Here is a 10,995-nt window from a genome sequence, read left to right as displayed (position 1 = left end):
CAACCTGAAATCAACAATAAATGATAAGTCTCCCTTTAGACCTAAATAAATAGCATCTTCTAGCTCTGTAACAATTACATCATCCGGATTATCGTAACTGGTACCATTAATCGCATTATAAAGGCTTAACATATCTTCTTTTTCTCTAAAAATCGCTGTGAATAATCGGGATCGATTGTCCCTATAAATTGACTTCGGATTAAGCTTGATGTGCTCATCCACTGAAATTCTCTTTGGTACTTCTTTGCTGTCTTTCTTCATCGCCTACTCCTTGTGAAAGTTTCGCATCGATGCATTTGATATATATCTTGGATATGATAGCAAATGTATCTATATAATGTCAATGTGAGTTTGCAAATTTTATCGCTTGTTATATTCACTAACCAGCCATTTCATTGCTTCATCACGGTTGTAGAAGGTTATTACTTCTTTCTCCGGATACTTTCGGAAAAGATCTTGCAGTACGGGTTTATTCTGTGTTTCGTACTGTTGCACCATTTCTACTAATTCAGGATCCAACTCATCTTCTATCCATGGCATATCTTCACGAACTTTTCCTACCCGATTAGTGATTCCTTGCATGCATACTTCTTCCCCATAGTCTAAGAATATGACAGTGTCACATGCCGCGATTCTCATCTCATAAGTTCTCGAATAGTTCCCATCAATAATCCAACAATCTCCTTGCATGTACTCGTTCAAACGCGCATCAAATTCATCTCTGGATATGTGAGTTCTATCTGCTTTCCAGAATAAATTATCTAAGTGGTATATTGGTAATCCCGTTACATCATGAAGTCTTCTTGCAAATGTGCTTTTCCCACTCCCGGGGCAACCTATAATAATAATCTTTTTTCTGTCCATCTAGTTCCTCAATTCATTATTTTTTTTGAAATAAACTCTGCAAATCGTTTTCATTATAATTTCTTCATCATCCAGTCCGCATCCGCATATTTACCATCCGCATATTTCATGTTATTCGGAAAATGTCCACACTTCTCAAACCCCAGTTCTTTATAAAGAGAAATTGCTTTATAATTATCTGAAATAACTTCAAGTTCAGCCTGTTCATATCCGACATTCTTTGCAACCTTTAACACTGTCTGCAACATGATTTTTCCTATGCCACATCCACAATATTCTTGGTACAATGCTATTGCCACATCACACCTGTGTGCATACCGCTTATATGGTGCGATAGTCATCAGTGAACAATTGCCTACATGCTTACCATCTATTGTAGCAATCAGCATCAATTCTTTAGTTGCATCTATTTTATCTTTAATAAAATTTTGTTCCTGCTCCAAAGATAATGTCACCTCGTCAGGTTCTCGTATCAAAAAAGGTGTTTCTCCTGTCGTAACTTTTAGGTAATCTATAAGAGCTTTGGCATCCTCAACTTCAGCATTTCTAAGAATTACCTTTCGACCATTTTTATCTATTATCTCCTTAGGCCCAAATCTCATTTTTAACTCTTCCCCTCCTGCTCAATAACAAATTCACAGACATCCTCTATATTACAATCAAGTACTCTGCAGATTTTCTCCAACACCAGCGTACTAACATGTTCATTTTTTGCCATTTCATATCACAACTCCTCTTCCAGTGTTATCCTATTATCTTCAAGTTTTAACACCTTAAAGCTCTTATCCGATACATTGAGCCCATCACAATTTCTTAAGAAAAGCATATACTGATTGGAAAACTCAAAATTGATGAATCTCCTGATATCATCATCAATCAAAATATCTGCATTATCAATCACAATAAAATTATCCCTACACTGTTTAACTGCCTCTAAAAGATTATCTGATTTGTAATTAAACAATTTAATTGCTTTATATTCATCGGTTAATCTTAAGTCTTCTAAAATCTCATACAGAACAGTTTTACCTGTGCCATTATCTCCACCGACGAGAGTTATTCTATCATCAAACATCAAATCGTATGAAAATGGATCTGCTTTAAATGTAATATTTTTATAAATCATTCGATGCCACCCCTTTATTTCTAGTTATCCTTCTTATTTAAATCATCAAAAATCTTATAAACTTCTGAACTAGGGCTGAACTCTACGGTATGTGTTTTTTTTCCATCCTCCAGATTATGTTTTTCTAGTTTTTTTGCATTTTTAATTGCAAAATCTAATTTATCTTCTAATAACTCATATATATTATCTGATGATTTTTTATAATCATTTATATATTCCTTTAAATCTTTTATTACATCATCGTTAGAATTGTAACTCTTAGTTGTATATTTAAAATGTAATAAAAACCATAATTCAATACAAGGTCCTGTAGTTATAAGCTTTATATTATACTTACTCTCTTTAGCCTTCTTTTCTGCAGTTTTTATTTGGCTATTTTTACTTGTTTTTTTAATCCCATAAATTAGCTCCTTCCATAATATCTGGAATCGAACCATACCTTCCCTGCAAATACGCCTTTCTAATATCTTCACTTTTTCTAGGTGAAAATTCATCTAATGAGAATAATTCAGAGCAAGCATTTTTCTGGTTTTTCTCTACAAAATATATCTGATCTCTTCTAAGCAACTTCAAATTAAGAAGTGACATTGTATGTGACGATACTATTAACTGTGCATCTTTTTTATTAATTTCTTTATTGTTGAACAAGCCTACCAAATAATCAACTAATAAAGGATGTAAACTTGAATCAAATTCATCAATACAAACTGTTTCTCCTGATTCAAATGCTCTTTTTAAAATTGGACTCATAAAAAAGAGACTTTGTGTTCCTCTTGATTCCTTATCTATTGGTAAATAATACAAGTTATCGTTTCCTTTTTCATCTTTAACATTATGCATAGCATCAATTTTATATTTATGAATTTGTCTAGGTATAACATTAATTTTAAATTCATTATGAGATAGTCTAGACACATCATCTTGAAATATTGGAATTAAATGATTATTGCCATCAGTACTAGTTACAGGAACATCTTTACTCTCATATTTAAAATCAGCGATATTAATATCTGCCTCTCTTAGAATATTATTAGTAAAACGTTTCATGGAATTATCTACATCATTTTCAAACATAGCAGCTGTAAGTGGAAGAATATTCTCATATTTTGTGTCATATGTATTAATCATATTCAATAACCACATAGCTGCTTGTCTAGTAGATTCACTATTCCATGCTGTAGCTGTTGCTAAAAACAACTTATTCTCTGTATTTCTGTCTACTAAAGGATTTAACTCTGTCTTAATCTTAGGCACTGTAAATTTATAGACCTCAGAATCTGTTTCGTCCCTTTCAAAAATTGTTGTTGCTCTAGCTGTATTATATACATACAAATACTCAGTTATAATTTTCTTAACGGTTGCTGAAAAACCATAAACATACTTTTTACCATCAACTTTAAATACAAATTCAAATTCTGTTGGTTCATCATATGCATTAGGTCTAAAAGCATAGGGCTCTATAAAAACTATAGGTTCACCTAACTGTCTAGTATTAGATGTTTTAATTGTAAGAATCGCAGCTGTTAACGCATTAAATAAACTAGTTTTACCTGCTGCATTAGCGCCAAAAATTGATACAGTTTTTAACACCCTATCTTTTCCATCATCAATAATATTATTATCATGTTCTTTGTCATTAGATGCTTCTAGTGATAATACTGCTTCATCTCTAAAGGATTTAAAGTTTTTTACAGTAAACTGTAATAACATAATATTACCTCCTATTGTATCTTTTATCTTAATTATAAATTATAATTATCAATTTTCAAGTATAAAAAGCTGAATTTTGTAATTTTTTTGCAAATATAACGATTTCGATAATTCTTTCAATCCTTAAAAAAAGGAGCTAAGCACACGCTTAGCTCCACCCTATTTCAGTATCAATTCTACTTATAGTTATTTTAGAATTTCCCATCTTCCAGTTTTGTCACTTCCAATTCTTGTTATATATCCTTTGTCACGTAACGAATTCAATGTTCTTTGGATAGTTCTTACTGTCTTGGAAGTCTTTTCAGCAAGTTCTTCTCTAGTATATTGTGGATTAGAAGATAATAACTGATATACTAGCTTTTCCATTTTGTTTAGAGTGACATTTTCCGGGACATTTACAGTGACATTTGTTTTATTCGATGATATTTCACCAGCTTTTTTTCTATGAATTATAAAAGTAAACCCTGCTTCATCAATCTCATAACTAAACTTGATTTTAGCATCTTTACACAGACTATTTATACGTTTAAATCCGCTTCCAAACTGCTCTATAGACTTGCTTAAAAATAACATTTTGGCTATCTTTTCATTACGTATAGAAGATTGCAGATTCTTCTTAATATACTCTTCCGGTTTATGAGAACTTGCATATGTACCTGGGCTATATATAGTAACTTTACTCGGATATATGCATATTTCATGATATGTTGAACCATTATAAATAGAATGTGCAAAACTGTTTGCTAGCGCTTCTCTGATAACTGCAACAGGTATTTCCGGAATCTCTGTACGCTCCATACCTATTATTTCATTTGCCCAATGTATATTTTTAAAAATATACTGCTCTGCAATATCTAAAAGGTTAATAATATTATCTTCAAATATCTGCATATCTAGAAAAGTTAGCTTCTCATCCGTAGCAAATATAGCAGCTTTCAACATCACAGGGTTTTTCTTGCCAAACAATACGTTTCCAGCATTATTTAAATGTGACCCTGATACAAGATCAAATTTATGTTTATTCAAACTGGACAGTCTAAAATGTCAAGATATTCGTATTTTTCAAGGGCTCCACCCTTGCTCATCTACCCTCACAGCACTTACTGTAAATCTCACATCAGAATCATATGAACAGGTAGACAGTATCAATTCTACTATTCACTTATTTGAAATTGATAAATTATTAGTTTTGAGTCATGATTATATTGAAGTATCCAATTAATATATCAGATTTTTATACTTTAACACTCCTCCAATTCTTTGTTAATAACATCAATCCATCCAGCATCTTTACTTTCAAAATAATCCATAAATATTCCAAAATTAGTACTTCCGACAACTGAATCATTTTTTTCAGTATTATGTACACGATCACGCATATCATTGTAGTTTTCTGCTGTAATGTGCTCCATTACAGCATCTATCTGTTCAGCTTTACCTTTATACTTTTCTACACCTGTATATTTTTCGATTAATGATGCATTAACTGATTTTGACGGCGACTTAATAATTTCATCCGTCCAATGCTTTGTTATTATTTACATTGCTCTTAATACTTAAAAGCGACTTAATTAACTCTGGATCTGGAAGTGCACCAAGGGTTCCCTTCCTATATTTTTCCATAACATCCGTTGTATCACGAACACCCATTTGAGCTGTAAAATCAGCGAGTGAATATACATATACTCCATCTTCATCCTTATGAATAAACCATATCTGTTCTTTTCTAAATAATTTTTTACAATCCATTAAATTGATATCATGTACAGTAAATATCATCTGAGCATTGGTATTAAGTTCATTATTAAATAATGTAACTATAGCTCTAGTTAATTTAAAATGAATACTACTATCTAATTCATCAACAACTAGTATTCTTCCTTTTTCTAATGCTTCTATTACATAACTTGCAATTGCTGCTATTTTTTTTGTTCCAGTTGAATCAAATAACATACTTGGTACTTGAACACCCTTATATGTTGACACTAATCTAATTTGATCCATAATCTTTTCAGGAATATCTAACGCTTTTTCCTCTGGTCGTTCTTTATCATTTGATTTTAATTGAATATTTTCTCTTTCAACATATTCAAAGTTATCCATATACAAATCTGCATTTTTTATGAATTCGACTATTTTTTGCTGCAAATTATTTTCATTTTTCATTAATTCAATAGTATGTTCCATTGGAATATTATTCATATTAACAATGTCAATTTTTTTGGCAAATCCAACTAATATATCTTTCATGTTACTCAAGCAATCAAATTGAGTAACATCAACTAAATGTAAAAACAAATTATTTTTAGAAATCATAGCCATCATATTTTGAACCGATTCATTAGTACAATAATATTCCTGTTGTACTGTATCTCTTTTTAGCATAATCACTGTCTTCTCATTACCATGCTCATCTTTTTTTATTTCAGAAAACGATTCATATATATATTCATTAGTTTTCGCATTATAATTAAAATCATATGAATACTTTTTTCCGCCTTCCAAAAACGTTACTCCTAAATAACACACATCATCTTTCGTAAAAATGCAAGGCATCAAATCATTCTTCTCATTCAATAAAACACTCTTTATAGCTCTTATACATTTAATAAGGCATGTCTTTCCGACATTATTAGGACCATATACTCCAGCTGTTTTAAGGACATTAAAATTATTCTCTCTATGAACATTAGATGCAAACTTCTTATTTCTCATATCTGCCTTCATTGAAAAAGATATCTCATCGGCAAAAACAAAACAATTCTTTGCTCTTATCTCAATAATCATTGTATAAACCTCCTTTTGAGTATATATCAATTTCATTATATCACTCTTTATTTTTCATGCAATATTTTTTCACAAAAAATATTATTGTATCCTTTTTCTAACAAATAACAGCTAATTTTTTCTCGTAATTATAACAACATCATCTTTCTTACCTGAATAACATATTTCTATATCATATTTAATTATTGCTTTTTTATGCATATATGCTACATACTGGCGTAACTCGTCTTTTGAATACTCCAATCTAATCCCTGTTTTAGATTCATACATATATTTATCATCACTAACTTTTTTATAATCAAAGCCATCTTTATCAACATCAGCTGGCACAAGAGTAACTTTAAAATTGTCAACTTTTACACTTAAGGCATTGCTCTTTATAACTAAACCATCACTTATTCCAAAAACGAATTTTCTTTCAAAATCCTCTAACTTTAATGCAAACTCTTTTTCATGCATATAATCCGATGAATCAAATTCATATTTACATCCCCATAAAGTTTTATATCCATTAGAGCCTAGCCATTCTAAATAAGCATTATCAGATTCAAACTTTATATCCCTATTAATTACTTCAATGCCAACCGTCTTTAATTCATTTTTTATATTTTCAAATATTTTAAACTTGTTCTTAGTTACACACTCATCAATATATCCCTTTAAACTAATACCAGGACAATCATCATTAATAATATCAATCGGTACTTTTATATACATTTCATTTTCATGTTTTTCTATTTTTTCTTGTACATTTGATACTTCACTAACAATACTTAATTCATTTTTCACTTTTATATCTAAACACTCACTTAAACCCTTAATGAATTTCTCTCCATATTGCATATCTACAAAATATTTCTCTTTATTGTTAGATTGTTCAATTAAGTGTGCTTTATAAATTTTCTTCATTACATTCGAAAAATTCTCTAATATTTCCTCAATGTTTCAGAAATTTCTATACGTAAATTCTTATCCATAACATCATAATTTTTCGAAACTGCTCTATAGAATTTATTAATTACTTTTATAACTTCTTTATCATTAAGCAACTCTTTTACCTTATTTTTAAGATTATTATCTATATAATCTTCACTTTCTCTATAAGCTATCCAATACAACATACAGTGTATTGTCATTATTTCATACACATATATATCATCATTCACAAAATCTGTATTACCAATTTTATTTATAAATAAACTTTCTTTTACATAATCTATATAACCATTTGTAATATACCCAAAAATAAGCTCTATAATACAATCTGCAAAATTCTTGTCAGCACTTCTTCTCAATTCTTTACAAGGCAAATATATGCTATTGCTTTGATATTGAACTATCAATTCTTTCCAATATTTAGAATTATAGATTATTCCTTTTTTATCCTGTCTATCCAACAAATAGCCAAGACTTCTCATTAAATCTATTAAAGAATCAATTTCTTGATTTTTTTCTTGATCGTTAAAGTTAATATAATAGGCTAATCTAATCACACTTACAATCATTCGAATTACTTGTTAATAAAGCTTTAGCAACTTTTTCAGCATTGCTATTAGCTTTCTTTGTATCTTTTTCTTTTAGCATAATTGCAAGATTAAACTTAAAAAATATTTTAAAATAATCTTCAAATTCATCATACAATTGCTTTGAAGATATTTTTACCCAATCAGATATTAAAGCAGAAATATGAGCTTCACATTTTTTATTCAGCTCAGCCTCTTTTTCTAAGTATTCTTTTATCTCATTCTCAACTTCTATATTTCCATAATAAGCTTCAAAAATCCCAAAAATGTTATGTAAAATTATAATCAATTCAATAATCAAACATGAAAAAATTAAATTATTAAAATGGCACATATTCATACACACGCTTATAAGCAGCAGTAAAAATTCTATAGAAATAATACTTTTCTGTTTAAAAATACGTGGTTTAATACGCAAATAATAAGCAATTTTTTTAACTCCCATATAAGACTCAGAAATAATACCAGAAAGTAAAGCTACTATAGCAATAGGCAACACTACTATAGATGTTTGTATGGATAATAACCAACTCATATCTTCCATATTGTTTAATGGTGTTTTTTTCATACAATTTAAATCTAATAAAAGACCAACAATCAAAAAAATAATAGAAACAACAAGAATACTTTCTTCTATTCTATTTTTTACAAATTGCCCACTCTTTTCTATTAGTTTTTTTAACTTCCCCATTTTGATTCCTTTCTGTATAAAAGCTAAACTATGCCTACAATTCTATATTATCACAAATATTGTATAAACAAAGACAGCGTAGCAATTTATTTTAATATTTTGAAAATTAATTCCTCATTTAATTTCCACAAAAACACGCCTCACTCCAGTATTTCAACCCATTCCCACATCTTCACAAATCTAATTATCCCTCTCAAATTCATCCTAAATTCCTTACAATTCTATCTCTAAAACACTTTCTTAAATCCAATTATAATAAAGTAAGTACCCGTTTTTATAAAAAAAGAGAACTGAGTTCAATTTTATCTTCCGTCAAATCTAATTTTGACATAAAAATTGACCCCTCCGTCTACCACAAACGGAGAGGCCATTTAAAAATTTTAGCTAGATATAACGTTGTTAATTTATATAACTTGTGTCTTTCTTACTTACTAAAATTAATTTGTCTTCTTTTCCTTGTAGATAGCAAGGCTACCAACGCAAAGAGCGAGAAGTAATGTTGTCATAAATAATGGCATCATTGAGTTATCAGCTGTACCTGAAGAAGATGTTTTTGATGTTGTAGATGTACCACCAGCTGTTGTAGTTTCTGTTCCTGCTTCTGTTGCTGATTCTGTTTCGTTATTTGTTTCGTTATTTGTTTCTTCTTCTGTTGTGTCAGCTGCTACTTCAGTATAAAGTAATGCGTATGTAGAGAACTTATCTGAACTAAATACAATATAATCACCTTCTACTGTAGATGGAATAATTTCATATACTACGTCATTTCCATCATCATAATCATGACCTCTTACAACAATCCAATTAATCTTCTTATCAGCAGATGTAGGCTGTACATCCTTAGGAATAGCAATCTTAAATGTAATTTCTGGTCCATTTGCTACAGCTCCAACAACACCTTCCTTTGTAACAGTAATTTTAAATTTACCTGCTGACTTCACATCTTCTGGTAAATCTGCTACCTCAGTAAGATCAATTTCTTCATCACTACCATTTGTAATTCTTGCTGTATAATCACCACTTACAACATTAGCATCAGCACTATCATCTCCTTCTGTAGGAGCAAATAATAAATTTCCAGATGCTGATACTGTCTTTTTACCTAAATAATATGTTCCACTTAACTTTGTTAATGAAACAACTATTTCTTCATCAAGGTCAGTAATATTAGTATATTCCCCATTTTTAGTTCCTTCATTATAAGCAACCTTATATTCAAAATTTGAACCCTCACCTTTATCAAGAACAATATCATATCTATATCCCTCTGGTAAAGATGTAATTGTATACGTCTTTGTTACTGTAAATGAACCATCAACAGTAAATTTAGTACCTTCAGCATAACTATCTTCTGTTGGTTGTGATGCTGTATGAGCTGTTAAAGCGTTTTCACTAACTGATACAGTATATGTTGAATATGAATTACTACCATTTTCAATTTTTAATGCATTTATAATAGCAGTTTTAGCTGCAGTTGCTGCAGCAACAGCACTACCTGCTGTCGTTGATGTATATTCATAACCAGAAACTGTATATGTTGTTGTCTGTGTAAATGCATCTTCATCAGATTCTACTTTATATCCTTTTACAAATTCATAGTCTGCATCTACTTCTTCAATATAAGCTGTAACATCCTGATTACCCGTAAATAATTCTTTATTAACAGTTAAACCACTAGGTAATGCATCTTGCTTTTTTACACCACCAACACCTGTTTCTACTGCAGATGTATCTGCTGTAGAAACTCCTGAAATAGCTGCCAATAATGATTTTGTACTCTCTGTAGTTAGAGGTAATCCATCAGAGGTTGCATAACCAACTACACCATCAACAGTAGTTACACCATTTGCTGTTGTTGTATTAACGCCAGCTCCAACAGGAATTGTGGTGGCAATCACAGCTAAAGCTAAACCAGCGCTTAAAAATAACTTGTCTAATCTTATTCTCATAAATTAAGCCCCTTTCGTTTTCCATATTTTATTGTTTACGTTATATCATCCTTAACTTTCCCCCTGGTGGCTGTTAAGGATTCGCTATTTGGATAGTAACATTTTCCTAATTTTAAAAATATCGTACTCCTCGCCTATCTTTCTCATACTAAATATCCTATTCATTAAGTAAATGCATACCGGAGTACTATTTTATTTCATACACATGTATAGAATTGGGGTGATTTTTTATTTGTTTTAATATATTTTTAAAACTATAAAGATGTCAAAAAAAACAAAAAAGGAGCTAAGTCTATACTTAACTCCATAAATAATCACAATTTTTCTATATTTAACAATATTTTA

The 10,995-nt window shown here is 30.1% G+C and carries 13 protein-coding genes and 1 pseudogene; all 14 read right to left on the bottom strand.

The window, feature by feature from the left end:
* Nucleotides 1-261, bottom strand: a pseudogene (locus G600_RS0108475) (hypothetical protein); the annotation flags it as partial.
* A 99-nt stretch (nt 262-360) separates the two neighbouring features.
* The gene (locus G600_RS0108470) at nt 361-864 is read right to left on the bottom strand and encodes a P-loop NTPase family protein (RefSeq protein WP_027431560.1); all 504 of its coding nucleotides are present in this window, start codon (nt 862-864) and stop codon (nt 361-363) included.
* Between the two features lie 53 nt (nt 865-917).
* Nucleotides 918-1,466: a GNAT family N-acetyltransferase gene (locus G600_RS0108465; protein WP_027431559.1), complete on the bottom strand. Its 549-nt coding sequence runs from the start codon at nt 1,464-1,466 to the stop codon at nt 918-920.
* Between the two features lie 2 nt (nt 1,467-1,468).
* The gene (locus G600_RS15460; RefSeq protein ID WP_081669450.1) at nt 1,469-1,582 is read right to left on the bottom strand and encodes a helix-turn-helix domain-containing protein; all 114 of its coding nucleotides are present in this window, start codon (nt 1,580-1,582) and stop codon (nt 1,469-1,471) included.
* A 6-nt stretch (nt 1,583-1,588) separates the two neighbouring features.
* Nucleotides 1,589-1,990 (bottom strand): hypothetical protein, encoded by a 402-nt coding sequence (locus G600_RS0108455; RefSeq protein ID WP_027431558.1) that lies wholly within the window; start codon nt 1,988-1,990, stop codon nt 1,589-1,591.
* 20 nt (nt 1,991-2,010) lie between these two features.
* Nucleotides 2,011-2,427 (bottom strand): RloB family protein, encoded by a 417-nt coding sequence (locus G600_RS15060; RefSeq protein ID WP_027431557.1) that lies wholly within the window; start codon nt 2,425-2,427, stop codon nt 2,011-2,013.
* Nucleotides 2,381-3,700: an AAA family ATPase gene (locus G600_RS0108445; RefSeq protein WP_027431556.1), complete on the bottom strand. Its 1,320-nt coding sequence runs from the start codon at nt 3,698-3,700 to the stop codon at nt 2,381-2,383. The genes G600_RS15060 and G600_RS0108445 overlap by 47 nt, the downstream gene beginning before the upstream one ends.
* A 186-nt stretch (nt 3,701-3,886) precedes the next feature.
* The gene (locus tag G600_RS14120) at nt 3,887-4,726 is read right to left on the bottom strand and encodes an ATP-binding protein (protein ID WP_155885962.1); all 840 of its coding nucleotides are present in this window, start codon (nt 4,724-4,726) and stop codon (nt 3,887-3,889) included.
* A 215-nt stretch (nt 4,727-4,941) separates the two neighbouring features.
* A complete protein-coding gene (locus G600_RS15710) occupies nt 4,942-5,112 on the bottom strand; it encodes a hypothetical protein (protein ID WP_155885961.1) in 171 nt (56 codons plus the stop codon).
* Between the two features lie 100 nt (nt 5,113-5,212).
* Nucleotides 5,213-6,487, bottom strand: coding sequence for an AAA family ATPase (locus tag G600_RS0108430; protein WP_027431555.1), 1,275 nt, complete (start codon nt 6,485-6,487; stop codon nt 5,213-5,215).
* Between the two features lie 111 nt (nt 6,488-6,598).
* Nucleotides 6,599-7,396 carry a hypothetical protein gene (locus tag G600_RS0108425; RefSeq protein ID WP_027431554.1) on the bottom strand — a complete coding sequence of 266 codons (798 nt, stop codon included), beginning with the start codon at nt 7,394-7,396 and terminating at the stop codon, nt 6,599-6,601.
* Nucleotides 7,397-7,413: 17 nt separating this feature from the next.
* Nucleotides 7,414-7,992 (bottom strand): hypothetical protein, encoded by a 579-nt coding sequence (locus tag G600_RS0108420; RefSeq protein ID WP_027431553.1) that lies wholly within the window; start codon nt 7,990-7,992, stop codon nt 7,414-7,416.
* Nucleotides 7,973-8,701, bottom strand: a complete 729-nt coding sequence (locus tag G600_RS0108415) for a hypothetical protein (RefSeq protein ID WP_027431552.1) — start codon at nt 8,699-8,701, stop codon at nt 7,973-7,975. The genes G600_RS0108420 and G600_RS0108415 overlap by 20 nt, the downstream gene beginning before the upstream one ends.
* Nucleotides 8,702-9,138: 437 nt before the next feature.
* Nucleotides 9,139-10,650, bottom strand: a complete 1,512-nt coding sequence (locus G600_RS0108410) for a hypothetical protein (RefSeq protein WP_027431551.1) — start codon at nt 10,648-10,650, stop codon at nt 9,139-9,141.
* Nucleotides 10,651-10,995: the final 345 nt, after the last annotated feature.

Origin of the sequence: Lachnospira multipara ATCC 19207 (assembly GCF_000424105.1) — a bacterium.
Lineage (GTDB): Bacteria > Bacillota > Clostridia > Lachnospirales > Lachnospiraceae > Lachnospira > Lachnospira multipara.
Note: the sequence above shows the minus strand (reverse complement) of the source record. Positions and strands in the feature narration are given on the sequence as shown.